Genomic DNA, 26,918 nt, shown 5'->3' on the forward strand with positions numbered 1-26,918 from the left:
AAATATAGATTTATTTGGAAGACGTTGCAAGTGTCTACTAAAAAAGAGCTTGACGTTTCGGTCTAATTCGAGTATCTTTTGTAAGTGCAAATTGTAGGAGGTCATTATGGAAAAACAGAATGTTCAAGCTTATCGATTATCAATTGCAGACCCAACACCACTTGGTTTGTTTGGTTTAGCAATGGTGACGCTCGTTGCGTCCTCACAAAAACTAGGAATTACAGATGGCACTTCCCTTATTTTACCTTGGGCTATCTTCCTTGGAGGCATCGCGCAGCTGATCGCGTCCATACAAGATTCAAAGCATCAAAATATTTTTGGAGCCACTGCCTTTGGCGCATTCGGTCTTTTTTGGATGGGCGTTGGTACGACTTGGCTCATTCAAGCGGGCGTTTTTGGGAAAACGCTTGCGGAAGCAGCAGATCCAAAACAACTAGGTTTTGCGTTTATCGGATATTTAATTTTCAGCTTGTTTATGACGATTGGTGCAATGGAAACACATAAAGTATTATTTTTGATTTTCGTCTTTATTGATTTCTTATTCCTTGGTCTTTCCCTAAGCTCATTTGGTGTGATGTACGATGTGACTCATACCATTGCCGGTATTGCAGAATTGATCATTTCCCTGCTTTCTTTTTATGGTTCAGCAGCAGTTGTGCTCAATACTCATTTTGGCCGTACTGTACTGCCAATTGGACAACCATTTCGTATTTTTACAAAAGCATAAGTAAAAAAAGAACTGCTTTGTGCAGTTCTTTTTTATGTTTATTTTTCTTGTGCCTCTTGGAAGATCTCGCTGATGATTTCATATGAACGCATTCTTTCTTGATGGTCAAACATATCCGAATTAATCATCACTTCGTCTGCTTGAGTAGCTTCAACAAAGGCTTCCAATTCTTTTTTCACCTTTTCTTTATCCCCGATCATTGTTGAACTTAATTGTTCATCCACCATCACTTTTTCATATGGACTCCAAAGGCCGTCCATACTGTCGACAGGCGCTTTGAGTTTTCCTGGAGTATTTCGAATGAGACTCAAAAACCGCTGATAATGAGAGGTTGCCAAATATTCAGCCCGCTCTGTTTGATCTGCAGCAAAAGCTGTCACCCCCACCATGGCATAAGGCTCTTTCAACACATCAGAAGGTCTAAATGACTGTCTATACAACTCTAAAGCAGGAATTGTATTTTTAGGTGAAAAATGTGCCGCAAAGGCAAATGGCAATCCAAGCTCTCCTGCAAGTCTTGCGCTAAAACCGCTTGAACCAAGCAGCCAAATCGGAATGTTTAGACCCTCTCCCGGAACGGCTCTTACATGTTTTTTGACCTGTCCGGTTGGTTTAAAATATTGCCGAAGTTCTTCTAGCTGCTCAGGGAAATCTTCTCCATTATGAAGATTACGTCTAAGCGCCCTTGCCGTTAACTGATCTGTCCCTGGTGCTCTGCCAAGACCTAAATCAATTCTCCCCGGATATAATGTCTCAAGTGTGCCGAATTGTTCAGCAATGACAAGTGAAGAGTGGTTTGGCAACATAATTCCACCAGATCCTACTCGAATTTTTTCGGTTCCGCCAGCAATATACCCAATTAAAACGGACGTTGCTGAACTTGCAACACCTTCCATATTATGGTGTTCTGCCAGCCAGTATCTATGATAACCCCACTTCTCCGCCTTTTTTGCTAAATCCATACTATGTTCAAAAGATTCCTTAATGGAGCCTCCTTCTGTCACAGAGGATAAATTTAAAACGGAATAAGCTGTACGCTGTAAAACTGATTGACTCATAAATGATGTCCCCATTTCTGTCAAAAATCATACTAGTTTCATACTTTCAACACCATAACATAAAATCATCAAACATTTAAATGATTTGATTCGATGATTTTCGAAATGATGATTTTCTAGGTTTTACTTCCAATTTAAAAATTTGCACATAGAATGAAATATCAATTTTAGGAGATGGGCAATTTGTACAATCAATTCGATCACAAATGTCCCTTTTGCGGTAAATATCATGAACAGCCTCATTACAAAAGATCACGTCATGACCGTTCTCAAAGAAGAGACTGTCCATTTATCAAACAAGAACTTTCGAAACAAAATAGACCTCAAGGAAATCCTCTCTGTCACAGTGCAAAAGGAGAAAAACAATCAAAACCAATTCAAAGGGTTGGACGAAGAGGTCCCGCTGGGCCTATAGGACCCACCGGACCTGCTGGCGCTACTGGGGCAACCGGTGCCACTGGTCTAACCGGAGATACTGGTCCTACTGGACCTACAGGTGTAACTGGAGATACCGGTCCAACGGGAGCTACTGGTGCAGGGTTAACAGGTATTGAAGCGTTTGATCCGGTAATCAGCCCTACTTACCAAGTAGGGCAAGTAGTGACCTTTAATGGCAGTACGTATGTAGTAAATACTGCACCACCGACAGGTACACCAGATACTTCCCTAGACTACACATTACTGGCTGCAGCAGGATCAACTGGAGCTACCGGTCCAACGGGAGTTACTGGTGCAACCGGAGATACCGGTCCTACTGGAGATACCGGCCCTACTGGAGATACCGGCCCTACTGGAGCCACTGGTGCAACCGGAGATACTGGTCCTACTGGAGCCACTGGAGCTACCGGTCCTACTGGAGTTACTGGTGCCACTGGTGATACCGGTCCTACTGGAGTTACTGGTGATACTGGAGTTACTGGTGCAACCGGAGTTACCGGTCCTACTGGAGATACCGGCCCTACTGGAGCCACTGGTGCAACCGGAGATACTGGTCCAACTGGAGCCACTGGAGCCACTGGAGCTACCGGTCCTACTGGAGTTACTGGTGCCACCGGAGATACCGGTCCAACTGGAGCCACTGGTGCAACCGGAGATACTGGTCCTACTGGACCAACAGGTGTAACCGGAGCTACCGGCCCTACTGGAGTTACTGGTGCGACTGGTGATACTGGTCCTACTGGAGCCACTGGTGCGACCGGAGATACTGGTCCTACTGGACCTACAGGTGTAACTGGAGATACCGGTCCAACGGGAGCTACTGGTGCAGGGTTAACAGGTATTGAAGCGTTTGATCCGGTAATCAGCCCTACTTACCAAGTAGGGCAAGTAGTGACCTTTAATGGCAGTACGTATGTAGTAAATACTGCACCACCGACAGGTACACCAGATACTTCCCTAGACTACACATTACTGGCTGCAGCAGGATCAACTGGAGCTACCGGTCCAACGGGAGTTACTGGTGCAACCGGAGATACCGGTCCTACTGGAGTTACTGGTGCAACCGGAGATACCGGTCCTACTGGAGATACCGGCCCTACTGGAGATACCGGCCCTACTGGAGTTACTGGTGATACTGGAGTTACTGGTGATACTGGAGTTACTGGTGCAACCGGAGTTACCGGTCCTACTGGAGTTACTGGTGTAACCGGAGCTACCGGCCCTACTGGAGCCACTGGTGCAACCGGAGATACCGGCCCTACTGGAGTTACTGGTGCCACTGGTGATACTGGTGCCACTGGAGCTACCGGGCCTACTGGAGTTACTGGTGCAACCGGAGATACCGGTCCTACTGGAGTTACTGGTGCAACCGGAGATACCGGGCCTACTGGAGCCACTGGTGATACCGGGCCTACTGGAGCCACTGGTGCAACCGGAGATACTGGAGATACTGGAGATACTGGTCCTACTGGAGCCACTGGTGCGACCGGAGATACTGGTCCTACTGGAGCCACTGGTGCCACTGGAGATACCGGCCCTACTGGAGTTACTGGTGCAACCGGAGTTACCGGTCCTACTGGAGCCACTGGTGCAACCGGAGTTACCGGTCCTACTGGAGTTACTGGTGATACTGGTCCAACTGGAGCCACTGGTGCGACTGGTGATACTGGTCCTACTGGACCAACAGGTGCAACCGGAGATACCGGCCCTACTGGAGTTACTGGTGCCACTGGTGATACTGGTGCCACTGGAGCTACCGGTCCTACTGGAGTTACTGGTGTAACCGGAGCTACCGGCCCTACTGGAGCCACTGGTGCGACTGGTGATACTGGTCCTACTGGAGCCACTGGTGCGACCGGAGATACTGGTCCTACTGGACCTACAGGTGTAACTGGAGATACCGGTCCAACGGGAGCTACTGGTGCAGGGTTAACAGGTATTGAAGCGTTTGATCCGGTAATCAGCCCTACTTACCAAGTAGGGCAAGTAGTGACCTTTAATGGCAGTACGTATGTAGTAAATACTGCACCACCGACAGGTACACCAGATACTTCCCTAGACTACACATTACTGGCTGCAGCAGGATCAACTGGAGCTACCGGTCCAACGGGAGTTACTGGTGCAACCGGAGATACCGGTCCTACTGGAGTTACTGGTGATACTGGAGTTACTGGTGATACTGGAGTTACTGGTGCCACTGGTGATACCGGTCCAACGGGAGTTACTGGTGATACTGGTCCTACTGGACCAACAGGTGTAACCGGAGATACCGGCCCTACTGGAGCCACTGGTGCAACCGGAGTTACCGGTCCTACTGGAGTTACTGGTGATACTGGTCCAACTGGAGCCACTGGTGCGACTGGTGATACTGGTCCTACTGGACCAACAGGTGCAACCGGAGATACCGGCCCTACTGGAGTTACTGGTGCCACTGGTGATACTGGTGCCACTGGAGCTACCGGTCCTACTGGAGTTACTGGTGTAACCGGAGATACCGGTCCTACTGGAGTTACTGGTGCAACCGGAGATACCGGGCCTACTGGAGCCACTGGTGCAACCGGAGATACCGGGCCTACTGGAGCCACTGGTGCAACCGGAGATACCGGGCCTACTGGAGTTACTGGTGCGACTGGTGATACCGGGCCTACTGGAGCCACTGGTGCAACCGGAGATACTGGAGATACTGGAGATACTGGAGATACTGGTCCTACTGGAGCCACTGGTGCGACCGGAGATACTGGTCCTACTGGAGCCACTGGTGCCACTGGAGCTACCGGTCCTACTGGAGTTACTGGTGTAACCGGAGCTACCGGCCCTACTGGAGCCACTGGTGCGACTGGTGATACTGGTCCTACTGGAGCCACTGGTGCGACCGGAGATACTGGTCCTACTGGACCTACAGGTGTAACTGGAGATACCGGTCCAACGGGAGCTACTGGTGCAGGGTTAACAGGTATTGAAGCGTTTGATCCGGTAATCAGCCCTACTTACCAAGTAGGGCAAGTAGTGACCTTTAATGGCAGTACGTATGTAGTAAATACTGCACCACCGACAGGTACACCAGATACTTCCCTAGACTACACATTACTGGCTGCAGCAGGATCAACTGGAGCTACCGGTCCAACGGGAGTTACTGGTGCAACCGGAGTTACCGGTCCTACTGGAGTTACTGGTGCAACCGGAGATACCGGTCCTACTGGAGTTACTGGTGATACTGGTCCAACTGGAGCCACTGGTGCGACTGGTGATACTGGTCCTACTGGACCAACAGGTGCAACCGGAGATACCGGCCCTACTGGAGTTACTGGTGCCACTGGAGATACCGGGCCTACTGGAGTTACTGGTGTAACCGGAGATACCGGGCCTACTGGAGTTACTGGTGCAACCGGAGATACTGGTCCTACTGGAGCCACTGGTGCAACCGGGATACCGGGCCTACTGGAGTTACTGGTGATACTGGTCCTACTGGAGCCACTGGTGCGACCGGAGATACTGGTCCTACTGGACCTACAGGTGTAACTGGAGATACCGGTCCAACGGGAGCTACTGGTGCAGGGTTAACAGGTATTGAAGCGTTTGATCCGGTAATCAGCCCTACTTACCAAGTAGGGCAAGTAGTGACCTTTAATGGCAGTACGTATGTAGTAAATACTGCACCACCGACAGGTACACCAGATACTTCCCTAGACTACACATTACTGGCTGCAGCAGGATCAACTGGAGCTACCGGTCCAACGGGAGTTACTGGTGCAACCGGAGATACCGGGCCTACTGGAGTTACTGGTGATACTGGAGTTACTGGTGCAACCGGAGATACCGGTCCTACTGGAGTTACTGGTGCAACCGGAGATACCGGCCCTACTGGAGCCACTGGTGCAACCGGAGATACCGGTCCAACGGGAGTTACTGGTGATACTGGAGTTACTGGTGCAACCGGAGATACCGGTCCTACTGGAGCCACTGGTGATACTGGTCCAACTGGACCAACAGGTGCAACCGGAGATACCGGCCCTACTGGAGTTACTGGTGCCACTGGTGCAACCGGAGTTACCGGTCCTACTGGAGTTACTGGTGATACTGGTCCTACTGGACCAACAGGTGTAACCGGAGATACCGGCCCTACTGGAGCCACTGGTGCAACCGGAGTTACCGGTCCTACTGGAGTTACTGGTGATACTGGTCCAACTGGAGCCACTGGTGCGACTGGTGATACTGGTCCTACTGGACCAACAGGTGCAACCGGAGATACCGGCCCTACTGGAGTTACTGGTGCCACTGGTGATACTGGTGCCACTGGAGCTACCGGTCCTACTGGAGTTACTGGTGTAACCGGAGATACCGGGCCTACTGGAGTTACTGGTGCAACCGGAGATACCGGTCCTACTGGAGCCACTGGTGCAACCGGAGATACCGGCCCTACTGGAGCCACTGGTGCAACCGGAGATACCGGGCCTACTGGAGTTACTGGTGCGACTGGTGATACCGGGCCTACTGGAGCCACTGGTGCAACCGGAGATACTGGAGATACTGGAGATACTGGTCCTACTGGAGCCACTGGTGCAACCGGAGATACCGGCCCTACTGGAGCCACTGGTGCAACCGGAGATACCGGTCCAACGGGAGTTACTGGTGATACTGGAGTTACTGGTGCAACCGGAGATACCGGTCCTACTGGAGCCACTGGTGATACTGGTCCAACTGGACCAACAGGTGCAACCGGAGATACCGGCCCTACTGGAGTTACTGGTGCCACTGGTGATACCGGTCCAACGGGAGTTACTGGTGATACTGGTCCTACTGGACCAACAGGTGTAACCGGAGATACCGGCCCTACTGGAGCCACTGGTGCAACCGGAGTTACCGGTCCTACTGGAGTTACTGGTGATACTGGTCCAACTGGAGCCACTGGTGCGACTGGTGATACTGGTCCAACTGGACCAACAGGTGCAACCGGAGATACCGGCCCTACTGGAGTTACTGGTGCCACTGGTGATACTGGTGCCACTGGAGCTACCGGTCCTACTGGAGTTACTGGTGTAACCGGAGATACCGGGCCTACTGGAGTTACTGGTGCAACCGGAGATACCGGTCCTACTGGAGCCACTGGTGCAACCGGAGATACCGGTCCTACTGGAGTTACTGGTGTAACCGGAGCTACCGGCCCTACTGGAGCCACTGGTGCGACTGGTGATACTGGTCCTACTGGAGCCACTGGTGCGACCGGAGATACTGGTCCTACTGGACCTACAGGTGTAACTGGAGATACCGGTCCAACGGGAGCTACTGGTGCAGGGTTAACAGGTATTGAAGCGTTTGATCCGGTAATCAGCCCTACTTACCAAGTAGGGCAAGTAGTGACCTTTAATGGCAGTACGTATGTAGTAAATACTGCACCACCGACAGGTACACCAGATACTTCCCTAGACTACACATTACTGGCTGCAGCAGGATCAACTGGAGCTACCGGTCCAACGGGAGTTACTGGTGCAACCGGAGATACCGGTCCTACTGGAGTTACTGGTGATACTGGAGTTACTGGTGATACTGGAGTTACTGGTGCCACTGGTGATACCGGTCCAACGGGAGTTACTGGTGATACTGGTCCTACTGGACCAACAGGTGTAACCGGAGATACCGGCCCTACTGGAGCCACTGGTGCAACCGGAGTTACCGGTCCTACTGGAGTTACTGGTGATACTGGTCCAACTGGAGTTACTGGTGCGACTGGTGATACCGGGCCTACTGGAGCCACTGGTGCAACCGGAGATACTGGAGATACTGGAGATACTGGTCCTACTGGAGCCACTGGTGCAACCGGAGATACCGGCCCTACTGGAGCCACTGGTGCAACCGGAGATACCGGTCCAACGGGAGTTACTGGTGATACTGGAGTTACTGGTGCAACCGGAGTTACCGGTCCTACTGGAGCCACTGGTGATACTGGTCCAACTGGACCAACAGGTGCAACCGGAGATACCGGCCCTACTGGAGTTACTGGTGCCACTGGTGATACCGGTCCAACGGGAGTTACTGGTGATACTGGTCCTACTGGACCAACAGGTGTAACCGGAGATACCGGCCCTACTGGAGCCACTGGTGCAACCGGAGATACTGGAGATACTGGAGATACTGGAGATACTGGTCCTACTGGAGCCACTGGTGCGACCGGAGATACTGGTCCAACTGGAGCCACTGGTGCGACTGGTGATACTGGTCCTACTGGACCAACAGGTGCAACCGGAGATACCGGCCCTACTGGAGTTACTGGTGCCACTGGTGATACTGGTGCCACTGGAGCTACCGGCCCTACTGGAGTTACTGGTGCGACCGGAGATACCGGTCCAACGGGAGCTACTGGTGCAGGGTTAACAGGTATTGAAGCGTTTGATCCGGTAATCAGCCCTACTTACCAAGTAGGGCAAGTAGTGACCTTTAATGGCAGTACGTATGTAGTAAATACTGCACCACCGACAGGTACACCAGATACTTCCCTAGACTACACATTACTGGCTGCAGCAGGATCAACTGGAGCTACCGGTCCAACGGGAGTTACTGGTGCAACCGGAGCTACCGGTCCTACTGGAGCCACTGGTGCAACCGGAGATACTGGTCCTACTGGACCAACAGGTGTAACCGGAGATACCGGTCCTACTGGAGTTACTGGTGCCACTGGTGATACTGGTCCTACTGGGGCGACAGGTATCACGGGTGCTACTGGTCCTACTGGGGCGACAGGTATCACGGGTGCTACTGGTCCTACTGGGGCGACAGGCATCACGGGTGCTACTGGTCCTACTGGCGCCACTGGTATCACGGGTGCTACTGGTCCTACTGGGGCGACAGGTATCACGGGTGCTACTGGTCCTACTGGGGCGACAGGCATCACGGGTGCTACTGGTCCTACTGGCGCCACTGGTATCACGGGTGCTACTGGTCCTACTGGGGCGACTGGTATCACTGGTTCAACCGGATCTACCGGAGCCACTGGTGCAACCGGAGATACCGGTCCTACCGGTCCTACTGGAGTTACTGGTGCGACTGGTCCTACTGGAGCCACTGGTGTAACCGGAGCTACCGGTCCTACTGGAGTTACTGGCGCCACTGGTATCACGGGTGCTACTGGTCCTACTGGGGCAACAGGCATCACGGGTGCAACTGGACCTACTGGCGCCACTGGTATCACGGGTGCTACTGGTCCTACTGGGGCAACAGGCATCACGGGTGCTACTGGTCCTACTGGGGCAACAGGCATCACGGGTGCTACTGGTCCTACTGGGGCGACAGGCATCACGGGTGCAACTGGTCCTACTGGCGCCACTGGTATCACTGGTTCAACCGGATCTACCGGAGCCACTGGTATCACTGGTTCAACCGGATCTACCGGAGCCACTGGTATCACTGGTTCAACCGGATCTACCGGAGCCACTGGACCAACCTCACAAATTTTCTTTGACCAAACAGCAACACAGCAGCAAGTATTTCCTCCGTTGAATTCAGAAATAACATTACTCACTTTTACAGTTCCTGTAACAAGTGGTCAAAGAGTAAAGATTGACCTATCAGCAAATGTTACAGCTAACACTACAGCGAATTATAGTATAAGTGGAAATACTCGATTAAGGAGAAACGGAACATTGTTAACAGAAGTTCCTTTCTTTAGATCGGGATCAGGCGCAGGGGCACAAAGCTTTGTAGTTTCCACCACTTACGTTGATACTGTAACTAGTACGGGTAATAATGTATATACTGTTAATATCATTATTACAGCACAGTCAAATATAACAACTGTTAACACAGATACTCGAGCTGCAAATGCTGTAATATATGTATAAACAAAACGCATAAAGGCTTTGGCCTTTATGCGTTCAGGCTGTCGAGAAAATCTCGACAGCTTTATTTTTTTCCTTAAAGTTTCCATTCCCCCATTTTATAATAGAGAAAGCAGCACCTTCCATATTATGGTGTTCCGCCAGCCAGTATCTATGATAACCCCACTTCTCCGCCTTTTTTGCTAAATCCATACTATGTTCAAAAGATACCTTAATAGTGCCGCCTTCTGTCACAGAGGATAAATTTACATAAAACAATTTAACTTTTAAATAATTTGATTCGATAAACTTCGAAATAAAAATATCATTTAACTTAATTCCGCTTTTTAAATTTCCACATAGAATAAAATATTAACTTGTAGGAGATGGGGGAATTTGTATAATCAGTACGACAACAAATGTCCCTTTTGCGGAAAAAAGCATGATTGGCAACCTCATTACAGAAAATCTCGTCACGATAGACCTCTATTTGATGACTGCCCTCTTCTTAAACGAGAATGTAAAAAGAACAAAGTTGTTAAACATCACAGCACTTGTGCTAAAGCAAAAGGACGGAAAAAAACAAATAATAAAATTGTAAAAAGAGGTCCTACTGGAGCCACCGGAGCTACCGGTCCTACTGGAGTTACTGGTCCAACTGGTGCAACCGGAGCTACTGGTGCAGGGTTAACAGGTATTGAAGCGTTTGATCCGGTAATCAGCCCTACTTACCAAGTAGGGCAAGTAGTGACCTTTAATGGCAGTACGTATGTAGTAAATACTGCACCACCAACAGGTACACCAGATACTTCCCTAGACTACACATTACTGGCTGCAGCAGGATCAACTGGAGCTACCGGTCCAACGGGAGTTACTGGTGCCACTGGTGATACTGGTCCAACTGGACCAACAGGTGTAACCGGAGCTACCGGTCCTACTGGAGTTACTGGTGCTACTGGTGACACCGGTCCTACTGGAGTTACTGGTGCTACTGGTGATACCGGCCCTACTGGAGCCACTGGTGCAACCGGAGATACTGGTCCAACTGGAGATACCGGGCCTACTGGACCAACAGGTGTAACCGGAGCTACCGGGCCTACTGGAGTTACTGGTGCTACTGGAGATACCGGGCCTACTGGAGATACTGGAGCAACCGGAGATACTGGTCCAACTGGAGCTACCGGGCCTACTGGAGATACTGGTGCAACTGGAGTTACTGGTGATACTGGAGTTACTGGTGCCACTGGAGTTACCGGCCCTACTGGAGTTACTGGTGATACTGGAGATACCGGTCCTACTGGAGTTACTGGTGCGACTGGTGCTACCGGGCCTACTGGAGCTACTGGTGCCACTGGAGTTACTGGTGATACTGGAGTTACTGGTGATACTGGAGTTACTGGTGCCACTGGAGTTACCGGCCCTACTGGAGTTACTGGTGATACTGGAGATACCGGTCCTACTGGAGCTACTGGTGCGACTGGTGCTACCGGCCCTACTGGAGCCACTGGTGCCACTGGAGATACCGGGCCTACTGGACCAACAGGTGTAACCGGAGATACCGGGCCTACTGGAGTTACTGGTGCCACTGGACCAACAGGTGTAACCGGAGATACCGGTCCTACTGGAGCTACTGGTGCCACTGGAGATACCGGTCCTACTGGAGATACTGGAGCAACCGGAGATACTGGTCCTACTGGAGCCACTGGTGTAACCGGAGATACCGGGCCTACTGGAGTTACTGGTGCCACTGGACCAACAGGTGTAACCGGAGATACCGGGCCTACTGGAGATACCGGTCCTACTGGAGATACTGGTCCTACTGGAGCCACTGGTGCGACTGGAGATACCGGGCCTACTGGAGTTACTGGTGCGACTGGTGATACCGGTCCTACTGGAGTTACTGGTGCTACTGGTGATACCGGGCCTACTGGAGTTACTGGTGCGACTGGTGATACTGGTCCTACTGGAGTTACTGGGCCTACTGGAGTTACTGGTGCGACTGGTGATACTGGTCCTACTGGAGTTACTGGGCCTACTGGAGTTACTGGGCCTACTGGAGTTACTGGTGCGACTGGTGATACTGGTCCTACTGGAGTTACTGGGCCTACTGGAGTTACTGGTGATACTGGTGATACTGGTGCTACTGGTGATACTGGTCCTACTGGAGATACCGGGCCTACTGGAGCAACCGGAGATACTGGTCCTACTGGAGTTACTGGTGCGACTGGAGATACCGGGCCTACTGGACCAACAGGTGTAACCGGAGATACTGGTCCTACTGGAGTTACTGGTGCAACCGGAGATACTGGTCCTACTGGAGTTACTGGTGCAACCGGAGATACTGGTCCTACTGGAGTTACTGGTGCAACCGGAGTTACTGGTGCGACTGGTGATACCGGTCCTACTGGAGCAACCGGAGATACTGGTCCTACTGGAGATACCGGTCCTACTGGAGTTACTGGTGCCACTGGAGTTACCGGTCCTACTGGAGCAACCGGAGATACTGGTCCTACTGGAGATACCGGTCCTACTGGAGCCACTGGTGTAACCGGAGATACTGGTCTTACCGGAGCCACTGGTCCAACGGGAGATACTGGCCCTACTGGTGCAACTGGTCCAACGGGAGCCACTGGAGTTACCGGTCCTACTGGAGCTACTGGTGCAACCGGAGATACCGGCCCTACTGGAGTTACTGGTGCGATTGGTGATACCGGTCCTACTGGAGATACCGGCCCTACTGGAGCTACTGGAGCAACCGGAGCAACCGGAGATACTGGTCCTACTGGAGTTACTGGTGCCACTGGAGTTACCGGTCCTACTGGAGCCACTGGTGTAACCGGAGATACTGGTCCTACTGGAGCCACTGGTCCAACGGGAGATACTGGCCCTACTGGTGCAACTGGTCCACGGGAGCCACTGGTGCAACCGGAGATACCGGTCCTACTGGACCAACAGGTGCAACCGGAGATACCGGCCCTACTGGAGATACCGGTCCTACTGGAGTTACTGGTGCGACTGGTGATACTGGAGATACCGGTCCTACTGGAGTCACTGGTGCTACTGGTGCGACTGGAGATACCGGGCCTACTGGAGCAACCGGAGATACTGGTCCTACTGGAGTTACTGGTGCCACTGGAGATACCGGTCCTACTGGACCAACCGGAGATACTGGTCCTACTGGAGTTACTGGTGCAACCGGAGTTACTGGTCCTACTGGAGTTACTGGTGCAACCGGAGTTACTGGTGCCACTGGTGATACCGGGCCTACTGGAGCAACCGGAGATACTGGTCCTACTGGAGATACCGGGCCTACTGGAGTTACTGGTGCGACTGGTGATACTGGTGCGACTGGTGATACCGGGCCTACTGGAGATACTGGTGCCACTGGAGATACCGGGCCTACTGGACCAACAGGTGTAACCGGAGATACTGGTCCTACTGGAGACACTGGTGCAACAGGAGACACTGGTGCAACAGGAGACACTGGTCCTACTGGAGCCACTGGTGCGACTGGAGATACCGGTCCTACTGGACCAACAGGTGTAACCGGAGATACCGGTCCTACTGGAGTTACTGGTGCCACTGGAGTTACCGGTCCTACTGGAGCCACTGGTGTAACCGGAGATACTGGTCCTACCGGAGCCACTGGTCCAACGGGAGATACTGGCCCTACTGGTGCAACTGGTCCAACGGGAGCCACTGGAGTTACTGGTGCGACTGGTGATACCGGTCCTACTGGAGATACCGGCCCTACTGGAGTTACTGGTGCGACTGGTGATACCGGGCCTACTGGAGATACCGGCCCTACTGGAGCTACTGGAGCAACCGGAGCAACCGGAGATACTGGTCCTACTGGAGTTACTGGTGCCACTGGAGTTACCGGTCCTACTGGAGCCACTGGTGTAACCGGAGATACTGGTCCTACTGGAGCCACTGGTCCAACGGGAGATACTGGCCCTACTGGTGCAACTGGTCCAACGGGAGCCACTGGTGCAACCGGAGATACCGGTCCTACTGGACCAACAGGTGCAACCGGAGATACCGGCCCTACTGGAGATACCGGTCCTACTGGAGCTACTGGAGCAACCGGAGATACTGGTCCTACTGGAGCCACTGGTGCGACTGGTGATACTGGTCCAACGGGAGTTACTGGTGCGACTGGTGATACTGGTCCAACGGGAGTTACTGGTCCTACTGGAGCTACCGGTCCTACTGGAGCTACTGGTGCAACCGGAGATACCGGGCCTACTGGAGCCACTGGGCCTACTGGTCCAACTCAAACGGCTCTTTATGCCGGAAATACAACGGGGCCTACAATCATTACTGTTCTTGGTGGTACGAACATTGCTTTACCAAGTAATCAAAATATCAATGGATTTGCACCGAATGGTTCAAATGATACTTTTACTGTACAACAAACAGGTAAATACTATATCACATACCAAATTAATACAACAGTTGCACTTTTAGTTAGTGCACGGCTACTTCTTAATGGAGCCACTGTCATCCCAGGTTCTATTCAATCACCGGTGGTCTCAACCACATTTATCAGTAACACATTGATTGTGAATTTAACTGCTGGAAATACGATATCATTGCAATTGTTTGGGGCAGTTGTAACAGCTATTTTAATTGGTGGAGGTGCAACCGGGGCATCCCTAACAATCATAAGACTCAGTTAACGAAAAAAAGAAGGGCTACTTTAGCCTTCAGATTGTAGAGAAACTCATGTTTTTCTACAATCGTTAGGTTGAATAAAAAAGGCATCCCACACACGTTTTGTTTTCCTCTCAACCGGCAATAGCGAAGCCCATGCAGTTGTTTTGAATCTGCAAGGCTTCGCTCTATTTTTCTTTTCTTTTTTTATATAGCTCTTTTCCAGAGGCAGACAGACGATTTTGTCTGATCTTTTCTTGTGTTCCTCTCCCATACATGTCTGGAGATCACTTTTTGATGATTTTTCGATCTTGTACAGCTCTCAAGGAAAGAGATGGAAAATATCTAAGAAAAAATAAAGCTGTCGAGATTTTCTCGACAGCATGAGAAAGGCTTTTTCAGCCTTTCTTTTTTATGTCTTCTATGACATTTATACATTGTTCAATATCATCAGATTGTAAGAGGTGAAAAATAGATTGGATGACGGTAAACTCTAAATTCCACCATTCTAATAACTGAAGTTTTTCGATGATTTCAGATGAAAACCGGTATTTCATGAGCTGCTGCGGATTTCCTGCGGCAATCGCATATGGGGGCACATCTTTTGTGATGACACTATTTGCACCAATCACTGCTCCGTTCCCTATACATACTCCTGACATGATAGTTGCTCCATAACCAATCCAGACATCGTGTCCTATGTGGACATCTCCTTTTGACTTTGGATGTCCTTTAATGTGAGAAGCTTCCTTGAAAATTTGATTAAACGGATACGTTGTGGCCCAATCTGTACGGTGTTCACCGCCAAGGAAAATTTTGACTTCGTTTGCGATGGAACAAAACTTTCCAATGTTTAATGTTGTTCCTTCCCCCCACGTCAGCACTTGGAAATCTGGTCCGGCATAAGAAAAATCACCGATATTGTACGCACTCAGTTCACTTCTTTGATTCAAATACATAGAAGATCAGACCTCCTGAAAAGTGATAGATCTTCGTATGTATATGCTGCTTCACACTTTTACATTATGACTGCACTAGCGCTACAATCTGTTTTTTCTTCCATACGAGCTGATAGTAGCCGTATTGAAGGAGTAAGTTCACGAAAAAAGCCGCAGGATAGCCAATCCAGATGCCCTTGATGCCAAGGGTTGTGTAGTGCGATAGCACATAAGCGACTGGTACTTCTACAAGCCAAATGGAACAAATACTAAAGATCGTTGGCCATAGCACTGTTCCGCTTGCTCTCATCGTGGCTGCAACAATTTGGGCTGTTCCAAAAATAAGATAGCTCCATAATGTAATGACAACTAAGCTATAGGCAATGTCAATCGTCTTAGAATCTGTTAAAAAGATAGATAAAATCTGCGGTGCGAAGAGATAAACAATGATAATAATGAATCCGCCTATGGCAAAATTGAGCCCTAACCCGATTTTTATCACATCTTTCAATCGGTTGATATTCCCTGCGCCGATGAATTGTGCTGCAAAGATCGAGACCGCGATGCCAAGACTTACTGCCGGCATCTGCACATAGCTCACAACTTGATTGACAACACCATAGGCAGCAGTCGCCTGTGATCCATAATCATTGACAAAGGAAATAACAGCAATTTCTGATAAAGAAATAAGGATCATATTAATGCTCGATGGAATGCTGAGCTTTAATAATGTTTTTAGTAGATCCCCTTTCATCAATAAATGCTTTCTAACCGATGCATCGATGCGAAGCGGGTGTTTTGTTTTATATAAGTAGATATGTAGAATAATAAACGTCACAATGGTTGAAATCACAGAAGCATACGCAGCACCGTATAAACCAAATGCCGGCAGTCCCAGCCAGCCAAATAATAAAATCGGCAGCATCAAAATATTCGTTGCCGTACTAATCATTAAGAAATAAAAAGGCGTTTTTGAATCCCCTGTCCCTCGCAGGAAAGTCGTGTAAACAAAATAAAGAAATAAGATCGGCATTGAGATGAATAGAATTCTGGCATAAGCCGCACTTTCCTCCACGATATTCGCAGGTGTTCCCATGAGATTTAAGATATCTGTTGCAAAAAAACCTCCAATGATTGCTAAAGAAAGTCCGATCAAAAAAGTGAATGAAAGCGTTGTGCCAATAATTTCTTTTAATCTTTGTTCATTTTTTGCTCCATACGCTTGTCCAATAAGGATTGAACTTCCCGATCCAATTCCGATGGAAAAAGAAACGAGTAAAAAGAAAAGCGGAAAGAATGCAGAAATGGCAGCTACTGCATCCTCTCCAATCCATCTGCCGACAAGGACAATGGATACAAGCTGTCCGATTGATTGCAAAATATTGCTAAGCAAAAGCGGGACGAGAAAAATGGACATGGTTTTTACTAAAGATTGATTGTTATCTAACGTCATGGTGGTTCTCCTTCTCTATCTAAAGATTCTCAGCTAAAATGCTAACAATGTGGTCTTCTATCTCTTTCCCTTTCTCGTCATCAACAAGATGATTTAATAAAATGGAAAAAGCGACCGTCTTTCCACTCTTTGTGTCAATATATCCAGAAAGTGTACTGACCGTAGTTAATGAACCTGTTTTTGCACGTACTTTTTCTAGTGTAGCTGGTTCTTTCAACCTGTTTCTTAACGTCCCTCCCACCATTCGTTCACTTGCCCCTGCTAACGGAAGCGCATGTTCATAGGTCTTAAACCATTTTTCCTTTTGAATGTTTGTTAAAAAGAACGTGAACTGGTTGGCAGAAACAAGGTTAATAGGTGAGATGCCTGACCCATCTCGCAGCACTGCAAGAGATGGATCGATGCCGAATGCAGGAAGCCGTTCATTCATCACATCCAGTCCATCTTCAAAGCTCCCTTTGCTTTTCACTTGTTTTCCAAGTTCCTTCAGCAACATTTCTGCATGGGTATTGTTGCTGAGTTTCATCATGGGAACAAGGAGCTCTGATAAAGGCATCGATGAATGGGTGGCAATTTTCTTGGCTTTTTTAGGAACTTGTTTTATTTTAAGCGGTCCTTTTACGTGAATCCCTTCCGCCTTTAACGCTCGTTTCATTAAATCTAACGCATAAGAGGATGGCTCCCATAATGCTACCCATTGTCTAGATACACTCGCTTTCACCGGAATGGTGCCAGTTAAAGTGATTTTGTTGGTGCCGTGAGAGCGCTTAAAAGAAATCTTCTTTTTCCCTTCTTCTGGCACGGTTTTTACTTGATTGATGACTTGAGGGACAGAAGTCTTCGGAATCATGTCATAGGTTGCTTTTTGCCCAGCTTTTTTGCCTGGCTTTACTTCGAGAATCACGGTTCCTGCATCATAATCTTGATTCGGTGAAGCCGTGAGAGCAGAGATTTGTGCACCGTAATATTGATCCTCATCACTCCAAGGTAAATCAATCGAATATCTTGTGTCATCATACCATGTATCGTCTGCCGCAAGCTGTCCGCGAATTGTATGTATTCCGGCCTTTTTCACTTGTTTGGCAAGTGCTGCAAAATCCTCTTCTAATAAAGTCGGATCCCCGGTACCGCGTAGATACAGGTTGCCATGTAACGTTTTCTTTTGAATAGAACCATCTATCCAGATGTCTGTCGGGAATGTGTGTGTTTCTCCTAGTATATCAAGGGCGATGGCTGATGTGAGCAGTTTCATATTAGAAGCAGGAGTAAGACGAATATCGGCTTGATGTTCATAAAGAAGAGAGGAGTCAGAAGTATCGCGGACGCTGATGCCAGAGATCGCGCCCTCTAAATCAGGTGCTGTTCGTATAAATTCATCTAAAGCTGTCACCCACGGCAGTGAGTCGTCACGAGCTGTAAGTTGATCATCTTTTGCTGAAAAAGGGAGAAATAAAATCGACAGGATACATATGTGTAAAAACAAGATCTGTGAAAAACGCTTCACGCAATCCCTCCTTTTTAGTCGCAGCCAATTTTAGAAGAATATGTTCATTATACACAAAAGAACGTTTGTTCTCAAAGGTTTTTTAAACAGAAAAGTCAGCTTTCTTTGACGAAAACTGACAAGCTCTTTACCTTTTTTCTGGATTCCAGCCATCGGTTCCGCTAAGAACAGCTTGCACTGTGATTTGACTTGCTTCGTTTTTCGATAAAATACTGGACCATTTTACGCGGGTTGCTGCGTTGCTTCCTGCTCCTGTCGATCCATATTCTTTATATCTTGCTGTTCTTTCGTTATCACGGTTATCCCAGTTATGCCAACCCTCTGCCTTAATATGATCATCCATATTTGTATAGAGGAATGTCACAGCAGAATGAGGCCGCCACGGACGTCCTAAATATACCGATTGAGCAGCAGCCGTCCCCTTTTTGAGCGTAGAATCGATGAATACATATCCATACTTTTGCGCTTCTGTTGTGGATGCTGCAGTAATATACCCATTTCCAAGACTTTTTATTTCAGCTCTTTTAAACACGGCTGTGGCTGATCCAAAAATAAAATCGACCGTGCCTTCGATATAGCAGTTTTCATAATATTGCCGGCCTGTACCTGTTGCATAAAGCGTATCTTGATAGCCTAAGACCCGTATTTGTTTGAACGCAGCCCGGTCACCGGACACGTATAGTGCAACCGCCTGACCAGCATGTCTGCCGGCCGTATTTTGAAAGGTGATATTTTCTGCGTAAAACTCGTTCGCACGAATCATTGTGCTTGAGCTATTTGTTGTGCTACCAGTGCTTGCATTTGTATCATGATACGTCAGAATCGTCTTGTATTGGTCTTCCCCGATAAAGGACACGTAAGGTTTATTTTGCGGAAGCAGGATTTTTTCTTTATACACACCATTTTTAATATAGATCGTTACGCGCTGTTGATTGTTCACTGGAATCGCATCAATGGCAGATTGAACGGTTCGAAACGAGCCATTTCCCTTTTGATCGACCACAAGGACGCGATTTGTTTGATTCTGATGTCCGGCTGCTTGAAGTGAAGCTGAGTTCAATAGTAATAAAAACAAGACGACTACAAGCCATACCTTTCCATACTTCATCGTACATCTCCTCCTCTTTGTGAACGTTTTCAATCAAACATTCTTTTTGATCCTATTCATGACACGCACAAAAAAACACCCACTTATAGATGTTATGGATGTTTTTTGGACTTTTCATATTTCATTGCATAAATCCCTTCATTTTCAATCCATTCACAAAATAGAACGTCTCGATAGGAAGAAATGTGCTGCTTTTTTAATTGCTCACTCAGCCATGTTTCATCGAAGCCAGCTTCTTGTAAATCTTTTTTTAAAATTTCACCATCAATAATAAACGTTCTAGGTAATTTGACTTCTTTTCCCTTCACGTTCACATCTTCTGCGGTGGCTGTTGCGTATTTCATTTTCGGAAGAACGCTTACCGAGCCGTCTGTTTCCAAAATGGCATATTCAATTTCATTCAAGGCAAAATGACCCTTCGCGCGAATCAGTGTCTGCAGCTGATTGAGATCAAGCATATTTTTCTTTAAACGTTTGTAGTGAATCTTCCCTTGATCAATGACAAGTGTCGGTCTTCCTTCTAAAAAGGCTCGAATACCTTTAAAGCGCTGTGAAAACCATTCAACTGTATAGAGAAGAACGCCCCATACCGCAACAGCAAACAAAATGTGCTGAATCTTGACTTCTGGGTCGAAAATGGCGTTTCCGACCATTTCGCCTAAAATCAGTGCAGAAATAAAATCAAACGGCGTGATTTGTGCAAATTGTGTTTTCCCTAATAATTTTATTATAGAAAATAAGGCAAAAAATCCGATAAACAGTTCAATGAAAATATTAAAAAATGGCACAAACATACCTTCCTTTCAAAGTGCATTTACCTACAGCATGCACATGAAAGGAAGGATCTAAACCGTTTACAAAGTAAAACGTCGTCTACCTCAAGCAATGAGTCATATACTTGCATCCATGATCTGGTGCTTGAATGTCACCTCATGAAAGATGGATTTTCAAATCAGCTCACTATCTGAATCATAAAAAGCCATGATCACTATTGGATCATGGCTTTTCTATATCATAAACACCCTTTGTTTGACCTATTTTGGCAGAACCGAACTCCCCATTAAATAACGGTCTACCTCGTGCGCCACTTGTCTGCCTTCATTAATTGCCCAGACAATCAAGCTTTGCCCGCGTCTTGCATCTCCCGCTGCAAATACGCCTTCTACATTTGTTGTATACTCCCCATACGTTGCGTCAATGCGATTGTTTTTGCTGTCCACGCCAAAGTGTTTCACGAGTGGCTGTTCAGTTCCCTCAAAACCAATTGCAATAAAGACTAGCTGAGCCGGCCATACCTTTTCTGTCCCTGGAATCTCATGAAATTCAAACTTCCCTTGTTCGTTTTTCACCTTTTCCATTTGAATCGTATGAAGCTCTTTTAATTTTCCATTTTTGTCTGCCACAATTTTTGTGGTTTGAATGGAATATTGACGCGGATCTTCCCCGAATTTTGCTTGTGCTTCTTCATAAGCATAATCGAGTGAGAAGACGTAAGGCTGTTCAGGCCACATGTTATCCCCTACACGTGTATCTGGAAGCTTCGGATGCTTCCCGAACTGAACAACACTTTTTGCTTTTTGGCGAAGTGCAGTTGCAACGCAATCTGCACCTGTATCTCCCCCGCCAATGACAATCACGTCTTTTCCTTTTGCATCAATGAAGTTTTTGTCTTTAAATCCTGAATCCAGCATGCTTTTTGTTGCGAGGGTCAAATAATCCATCGCTAGGTGAATCCCTTTAGCTTCCCGGCCTTCAATCAACAGGTCACGCTGCTTTTGTGCACCTGTACAAAGGATGACCGCATCAAACTGCTCTTTCAGTTCATCGGCAGTGACATCGACGCCAATTTCTGTGTTCGTTACAAAATCAATGCCTTCTTGTCTTAGCAGTTTGACTCTTCGTTCCACTACTTCTTTGTCCAGCTTCATGTTTGGAATGCCGTATGTCAGCAGTCCGCCAAGGCGATCAGACCGTTCGAACACTGTGACGGCGTGGCCTGCTTGGTTTAATTGATCAGCACTTGCAAGTCCTGCTGGTCCTGAGCCGACAATGGCAATCTTCTTGCCTGTACGGCTTGAAGGAATTCTCGGTGTGATCCATCCATTTTCAAAGCCTTTATCAATGATGGTGCGTTCGATATTTTTAATCGAAACAGCTGGATCATTGATGGCGACTGTACATGACCCTTCGCAAGGCGCTGGACACACTCTCCCAGTAAATTCAGGGAAATTATTTGTTTTTTGCAGTCTTTCGAGCGCTTCTTTCCATCTGCCTCGATACACAAGGTCGTTCCATTCTGGAATTAAATTGTAGATCGGGCAGCCTGACACGCCGCCTTTGATCTCCATCCCAATTTGACAAAACGGTGTGCCGCAATCCATACATCTAGCGCCCTGCTTCTTCAATACGTCATCTGTATAAGGAGCTGAATATTCTTTCCAGTCATTTTGACGAGTGAGAGGGTCACGTTCATTTGGCTTTTCTCTTTTATAATCCATAAAACCTGTTGCTTTGCCCATTGTCCTCTCCCCTTTCTTAATGAGCGAGGGCTGCTTTTTGCCCGTTTGCCGTTTCTTGATTTTTCGGTTTTGTGTTTGCTTCAAAGGCATACATGACCGCTTCCTCATGACTAAGGCCCGCTTGTTTTTGTTCTTCAATGCTTTGAAGCATCATTTTGTAATTTCTCGGAATGACCTTGATGAATTGATCCTTTTCTTGCGCCCAGTTTTCTAAAAGTGCCGAAGCTTTTGCGCTGTTTGTATAGTGAAGGTGCTCTTGAATCAGCTGTTTCACTTCTTGCTCTTCATCGTGATCTGTGAGTTTTTCAAACATGATCATTTCCATGTTGCACATTCTTTTGAACTGTTTCGCATCGGATGTATGGACATAAGCTACGCCGCCAGACATTCCTGCGCCGAAGTTCTTTCCGACGTCTCCTAAAATGACGACACGTCCGCCAGTCATGTATTCACAGCCGTGATCACCGATTCCTTCAACAACCACCTGCACGCCTGAATTACGAACGGCAAAGCGCTCACCTGCACGCCCGTTAATATAGGCTTTTCCACTTGTCGCTCCGTAGAATGCGACGTTTCCAACAATGACGTTTTCATGTCCATTTTGTACAAAGTGATCAGATGTTTTGACCGCAATTTTGCCTCCAGAGAGTCCTTTGCCGATATAGTCATTTGAATCACCTGTTAAATAGAGAGACATGCCCTTTGGCACAAATGCGCCGAAGCTTTGTCCTGCGGAACCAGTGAACCTTAGTGTGATCGTATCCTCTGGCAAGCCTTCTTCCCCGTAGCGTTTAGACACTTCACTTCCAGTAATGGTTCCGGCCACACGATTGATATTGCGAATATTCAATGATAGATCAACCGGTGTTTGATGATTCAACGCTTCCTGTACATAAGGGAGGATTTCATTCATATCCAGTGATTCATCAATTTTATGATTTTGCGGTGTTCTGAATGTACGAGCTCCTTCTGGCTGATAAAGCAGTGTTTCAAGGTCTAGCTGGCCTGCTTTCCAGTGAGCTTTTGCTCGTTCGCTAACTCCTAGAACATCCGTGCGTCCAATTAATTCATCCATTGATGTAAAGCCGAGCTCCGCTAAGATTTCTCTTACTTCCTCTGCAATAAACATCATGAAATTCACAATATGGTCAGGGTTCCCCATGAATTTTTTACGAAGCTCTGGATTCTGTGTAGCGACGCCGACTGGGCAAGTATCTAAATGACATGCTCTCATCATCACGCAGCCCAATACGACAAGTGGAGCTGTCGCAAAGCCATATTCTTCTGCTCCTAATATCGCAGCCATGACAACGTCGCGACCAGTCATTAACTTTCCGTCCGTTTCAAGAACGACTCTCTCGCGAAGGCCGTTTAACACAAGGGTTTGATGCGCCTCTGCCAAACCGAGCTCCCAAGGAAGTCCTGTGTGTTTAATACTCGTTTTCGGCGAAGCTCCTGTGCCGCCATCGTATCCACTGATCACAATGACATCCGCCGTTCCTTTTGCAACACCTGCTGCAATCGTACCAACGCCTGCTTTAGACACAAGCTTGACGCTGATGCGGGCATCACGGTTCGCGTTTTTCAAATCATGGATCAGCTGCGCTAAATCCTCGATGGAATAAATATCATGATGCGGCGGTGGTGAAATCAATCCGACGCCTGGTGTAGATCCGCGTACATCGGCGACCCAAGGGTATACTTTATTTCCTGGCAGCTGTCCGCCTTCTCCAGGCTTTGCTCCTTGTGCCATTTTAATTTGCAGTTCATCTGCATTGACCAAATAATGACTCTTTACGCCAAAGCGGCCAGAAGCAATTTGTTTAATCGCACTTCTGCGATCATCGCCGCGTTCATCAACTGTAAAGCGTGCAGGATCTTCTCCGCCTTCTCCGCTGTTACTTTTACCGCCAATTCGGTTCATGGCAATCGCAAGTGCTTCGTGCGCTTCTTTACTTAAAGACCCAAATGACATGGCGCCTGTCTTGAATCGGCGCACGATGGATTCAGCAGATTCAACGTCTTCCAAACGAACTGGTTTTTGTTTTGGCTGGAAAGCAAATAAATTTCGAAGGAAGCCGATTCTTTCTTCGTCCGCTGCCTTTGTATATTGCTTAAATAGATCGTAATCTTCATTGCGACATGCCCACTGAAGCGTATGGATCGTTTTTGGATTAAAGGCATGGTGCTCACCATTTTTTCTCCACTGGAAGTCACTTCCTGATTCGAGTGTTTGGTCAGTCGCTGCCTGATACCCTGCTTCATGACGAAGTTTTGCTTCATGTGCAATGGTCTCAAGGTCAATCCCGCCAAGCTGAGAAGCTGTTCCCGTGAAATACGCCTGAATGACGTCTTCACTAATACCAACGGCTTCAAAGATTTGGGCTCCTCTATAGCTTTGCACAGTGGAGATTCCCACTTTAGACATGACTTTGACGACACCTTCGGTTACGCTTTTACCAAACTTAGTGACTGCTTCATCAAAGCTGAAAGAGATCGCTTCTTCTGCAATCAGCTGTTTGTACGTTTCATACACAAGATAAGGATGGATTGCATCTGCTCCGTAGCCAATCAGTGCGGCAAAATGATGAACCTCTCTGACTTCTCCAGATTCAACGATCAGACTCACCTTTGTCCGTAAGCCTTGACGCACAAGATGCTGATGCAGTGCACTTAGCGCTAGAAGTGGTGGAATCGGCACTTTTTCTTCCGTCATTTCACGATCGGAAAGAATTAATAAAGATACACCTTCGCGGATCGCTTTTTCCGCCTCTTCAAACATCGCATCCAGCCCGCGCTTTAAATCATCGGTGAAAAGAGTATGAATCGTTTTGCTTTTAAAGGCATTATGAACAATTGTTCTCAAACCGTTAAACTGCCCGCTTGTTAAGACGGGTGTATACAGTTTAATTCGTCGGCATGAATATTCATTCGGATGTAAAATATCTCCTTCAGCACCTAACCATGTCATCGTAGATGTCACAAGCTGCTCACGAATGGCGTCAATCGGCGGGTTCGTCACTTGTGCAAACAGCTGCTTGAAGTAAGAAAACAGAGACTGCGCACGATCTGATAACACAGCAAGCGGAGTGTCGCTTCCCATTGAACCGATTGGGTCCTTGCCTTCTTCTAGTAAAGGAATTAAATACTTTTGAATGTCCTCGTACGTATAATGGAAGGCACGCTGGCGCGTCAATAAATCATCCATTATACTAGAATTTTCTGAATTTTCTTCCGAGCGATTGACGTGCACCATTTCTTCATCAAGCCATTTTTGATAAGGAAGTTCATTCGCAATCGTCGATTTCACTTCTTCGTCAGAAATAATTCGCCCTTCTTCTAAATCAATTAAAAGCATTTTACCTGGCTCAAGACGATCTTTATACTTCACATCCTCTTCATTTGTGTCGATCACACCGACCTCAGAAGAGAAAATGATATGATCATCATTTGTGACATAGTATCTTGCTGGTCTTAATCCGTTTCGGTCTAAGATGGCTCCGATTTGTTTACCATCAGTAAAGGAAATAGCTGTTGGCCCATCCCATGGCTCCATAAGAGAACTATGGTATTCATAAAATGCCCGTTTTTCTTTCGACATGTGCGTGTTTTCAGTCCATGGCTCTGGAATCAGCATCATCGCTGTATGAGCAGGTGTTCGGCCTGCAAGCACAAAGAATTCAAAGGCATTGTCTAGAATGGATGAATCACTTCCGTCTGCATTCAGCACTGGCAAAATCTTGTCTAAATCGTCTCCGAAAGCTTCAGATACGAATTGTTGTTCTCTTGCTCTCATCCAATTGATGTTTCCTCTTAATGTGTTGATTTCACCGTTGTGAATCAAATAGCGGTTTGGATGGGCTCTTTCCCATGTAGGAAATGTATTTGTACTAAATCGTGAATGAACAAGTGAAAATGCAGAAACAAATGTTTCATCCTGAAGATCAAGATAAAAAGCATCGACTTGATCTGATGTTAAAAGCCCCTTGTATACAATGGTTTGACTCGACAGGCTGACAAAGTAAAATTGCTTTTCCTCTGCTGTCCCCCAGTTCTCAGCCTGCTTACGAATGACATATAATTTTCTTTCAAATGACAAACGATCTGTGATCTTGTCATTTGCCCCGATAAAGACTTGCCTCACAACCGGACAGCTCTTCGCTGCGACAGTACCAATTTTCCCTGCATCAATAGGAACTGTTCTCCAGCCAATTAATGTTTGACCTTCTTGTTTAATGAACCCGTTGATTTTTTGCTCGATGGCTTGGCGCGTTTTCTCGTCATCCTCTTTTGAAAAGAAGACCATTCCTACCCCGTAACGGCCCTTTTCAGGAAGTGCAAAGTCTTTGCAGCTTTTTCTAAAGAAAGCGTCTGGTAGTTGTACCATTAAGCCGGCACCATCACCTGTATACGGATCACTGCCTTGCCCGCCGCGGTGATCAAGCTGGCACAGCATTTGTAATCCCTTTTTGACGATGCTGTGTGTCGCTTCCCCTTTTAAATGAGCGTACAGTCCGATCCCACATGCATCATGTTCAAATTCAGGACGGTAGAGACCTTGTGGTTGTGGTAGTTGATTATAAGTCATCGTTTCTCTCCCCCGTTTAAAAGATCCGTTTTTTCACAGTAATAAAATCTCACAAACTCTGTAACTTATTTTAAGTTTTCAAATTAATATAAACAATATATAATTTAGATGAAAACAATCT

General features: G+C 47.6%; 13 protein-coding genes and 2 pseudogenes. 5 read left to right on the top strand and 10 right to left on the bottom strand.

Annotated features, from left to right (window positions below):
* Positions 1 to 106: 106 nt before the first annotated feature.
* Entirely contained in the window at positions 107 to 727 is a 621-nt protein-coding gene (locus tag MHB83_RS14145; protein WP_050944818.1) for a GPR1/FUN34/YaaH family transporter, read from the top strand.
* A 38-nt stretch (positions 728 to 765) separates the two neighbouring features.
* On the opposite strand, the gene MHB83_RS14150 is transcribed toward MHB83_RS14145, so the two are convergent.
* On the bottom strand, positions 766 to 1,785 hold the full coding sequence (locus MHB83_RS14150) for an LLM class flavin-dependent oxidoreductase (RefSeq protein WP_284907644.1): 1,020 nt from the start codon (positions 1,783 to 1,785) through the stop codon (positions 766 to 768).
* A 183-nt stretch (positions 1,786 to 1,968) separates the two neighbouring features.
* On the opposite strand from MHB83_RS14150, the gene MHB83_RS14155 reads away from it, so the two are divergent.
* Positions 1,969 to 5,742 carry a collagen-like protein gene (locus MHB83_RS14155; protein WP_342496414.1) on the top strand — a complete coding sequence of 1,258 codons (3,774 nt, stop codon included), beginning with the start codon at positions 1,969 to 1,971 and terminating at the stop codon, positions 5,740 to 5,742.
* A 98-nt stretch (positions 5,743 to 5,840) separates the two neighbouring features.
* Positions 5,841 to 10,055 carry a collagen-like protein gene (locus MHB83_RS14160; RefSeq protein WP_342496415.1) on the top strand — a complete coding sequence of 1,405 codons (4,215 nt, stop codon included), beginning with the start codon at positions 5,841 to 5,843 and terminating at the stop codon, positions 10,053 to 10,055.
* A 102-nt stretch (positions 10,056 to 10,157) separates the two neighbouring features.
* Here MHB83_RS14160 and MHB83_RS14165 read toward each other — a convergent pair.
* Positions 10,158 to 10,337: pseudogene (locus MHB83_RS14165) on the bottom strand (LLM class flavin-dependent oxidoreductase); the annotation flags it as partial.
* A gap of 90 nt (positions 10,338 to 10,427) precedes the next feature.
* On the opposite strand from MHB83_RS14165, the gene MHB83_RS14170 reads away from it, so the two are divergent.
* Both MHB83_RS14170 and MHB83_RS14175 read left to right on the top strand, forming a co-directional pair.
* Positions 10,428 to 13,451, top strand: coding sequence for a hypothetical protein (locus MHB83_RS14170; protein WP_342496416.1), 3,024 nt, complete (start codon positions 10,428 to 10,430; stop codon positions 13,449 to 13,451).
* Positions 13,452 to 14,374: 923 nt separating this feature from the next.
* Positions 14,375 to 14,713, top strand: a complete 339-nt coding sequence (locus MHB83_RS14175) for a hypothetical protein (RefSeq protein WP_342496845.1) — start codon at positions 14,375 to 14,377, stop codon at positions 14,711 to 14,713.
* A gap of 103 nt (positions 14,714 to 14,816) precedes the next feature.
* Here the strand turns inward: MHB83_RS14175 and MHB83_RS14180 are convergent.
* The 8 genes and pseudogenes from MHB83_RS14180 to gltB all read right to left on the bottom strand — a co-directional run.
* Positions 14,817 to 15,005: pseudogene (locus tag MHB83_RS14180) on the bottom strand (transposase); the annotation flags it as partial.
* Between the two features lie 80 nt (positions 15,006 to 15,085).
* Entirely contained in the window at positions 15,086 to 15,646 is a 561-nt protein-coding gene (locus tag MHB83_RS14185) for a CatB-related O-acetyltransferase (RefSeq protein WP_212046019.1), read from the bottom strand.
* Between the two features lie 64 nt (positions 15,647 to 15,710).
* Positions 15,711 to 17,078 (bottom strand): MATE family efflux transporter, encoded by a 1,368-nt coding sequence (locus MHB83_RS14190; RefSeq protein ID WP_003215779.1) that lies wholly within the window; start codon positions 17,076 to 17,078, stop codon positions 15,711 to 15,713.
* A 19-nt stretch (positions 17,079 to 17,097) separates the two neighbouring features.
* Positions 17,098 to 18,582, bottom strand: coding sequence for a D-alanyl-D-alanine carboxypeptidase/D-alanyl-D-alanine-endopeptidase (gene dacB / locus MHB83_RS14195; protein WP_226805284.1), 1,485 nt, complete (start codon positions 18,580 to 18,582; stop codon positions 17,098 to 17,100).
* 127 nt (positions 18,583 to 18,709) lie between these two features.
* Positions 18,710 to 19,690, bottom strand: a complete 981-nt coding sequence (locus tag MHB83_RS14200) for a pectinesterase family protein (RefSeq protein ID WP_342496417.1) — start codon at positions 19,688 to 19,690, stop codon at positions 18,710 to 18,712.
* 92 nt (positions 19,691 to 19,782) lie between these two features.
* Positions 19,783 to 20,484, bottom strand: coding sequence for a DUF421 domain-containing protein (locus MHB83_RS14205; RefSeq protein ID WP_212046017.1), 702 nt, complete (start codon positions 20,482 to 20,484; stop codon positions 19,783 to 19,785).
* A 240-nt stretch (positions 20,485 to 20,724) separates the two neighbouring features.
* Positions 20,725 to 22,209, bottom strand: coding sequence for a glutamate synthase small subunit (gene gltD / locus MHB83_RS14210; RefSeq protein ID WP_106032542.1), 1,485 nt, complete (start codon positions 22,207 to 22,209; stop codon positions 20,725 to 20,727).
* A gap of 16 nt (positions 22,210 to 22,225) precedes the next feature.
* The gene (gene gltB, locus MHB83_RS14215) at positions 22,226 to 26,797 is read right to left on the bottom strand and encodes a glutamate synthase large subunit (protein WP_050943954.1); all 4,572 of its coding nucleotides are present in this window, start codon (positions 26,795 to 26,797) and stop codon (positions 22,226 to 22,228) included.
* Between the last annotated feature and the right edge of the window lie 121 nt (positions 26,798 to 26,918).

This window comes from Bacillus sp. FSL K6-3149, assembly GCF_038630515.1.
Lineage (GTDB): Bacteria > Bacillota > Bacilli > Bacillales > Bacillaceae > Bacillus > Bacillus pumilus.